The sequence below is a fragment of the Sphingomonas sp. MJ1 (PH-R8) genome (genome assembly GCF_048058635.1).
Lineage (GTDB): Bacteria > Pseudomonadota > Alphaproteobacteria > Sphingomonadales > Sphingomonadaceae > Sphingomonas.
Genome location: NZ_JBBEFX010000068.1, coordinates 1 through 1,010, shown reverse-complemented (window position 1 = coordinate 1,010; position 1,010 = coordinate 1). Strand labels below are relative to the sequence as shown.

At 69.1% G+C, this 1,010-nt stretch carries 1 protein-coding gene; it reads right to left on the bottom strand.

What is annotated here, in order from left to right; translation table 11 throughout:
- On the bottom strand, positions 1-901 hold a 901-nt coding region (locus tag VPH46_RS16355), incomplete at its 3' end, for a chromate resistance protein ChrB domain-containing protein (RefSeq protein ID WP_416612921.1).
- Positions 902-1,010: the final 109 nt, after the last annotated feature.

Here is a 1,010-nt window from a genome sequence, read left to right as displayed (position 1 = left end):
CCGCGCCTCGCGCGAGCCGGTCGGGGTCGTCGGGCGTGGCGGCGCATATCCCCTCGATCAGCGCGCTGACGCCGGCCGTCTCCGGCCGGCCGAACTTGTCGTCGGCGATGTCGAGGTCGTGGATGATCTCCGACAGCGCGACGAGCGCCGGGTCGCCGTCGAGCCCTCGGCGGAACACCAGCGTCTCGAAGGTGCAGCGGTCGCCTTCGTGCGTGAACTCGGCGTCCGCCATGTCGAAGCGCAGCTCGCCGGGCTCGGGGGCGTAACCCTTGCCCTCCACGAACTTGAAGGTCGCGTCCGGGTCGATGAAGCGCCGGATCAACCACGCTGACGCGATGCGGTCGACGTGGATGTGGACGCGCGTGACCCAGGTGCGCCCGCGAAGCTCGGCCTGGGCCAGCTCGGGCGCGCCCGGCCCGGTCACGTCGGGGTGCTGGCCCGCCCGGGCTTCCGCCGGGGCAAGCGCCGCCTCGGCCGTTTGCCGCCCGTGCGCGCCGAAGAAGTCGATCGCGGCGATCTCGTCCAGCCGGCGGCGCAACCGGCGAACCTCGCCGGGGGGAACATACTCGCCTTCCGCCAAGGTCCGCGCCTCGCGCGCCAGCTCCTCGTAATCGGCATCGCGCGCCGCGTCGAAAGTTCCGCGAAGCTCGGGGTCACCGATGCCACCTACCAGCCGCGCCTCTAGGATCAGCGCCTCGCCGCCATTGTCGGCAATCTCGCGGTGCAAATCCTCGAACAGCGCGCGAGTGTCGGCGCGGTTGGGGAGCGCGTGGACCGCGTTCTTGAGCGGCGCGGCCCCGATCGCCTGCAAACGCCGCCACACCTTCACCCGCAAATAGGCGGGCTTGGCGGGAAGCTGCGGGATCAACAGCAACCAAGGGCTGGGTTCGGCGTTCGTCATAACTGTATCATCCGGATTTTGGAGTGTAACGGTTGCATCATCGTTCATGCAACCATAGACATGCTTGGGTTGGCGAACGCGCGAGGAGAGGGCGATGTCACGTCTGACC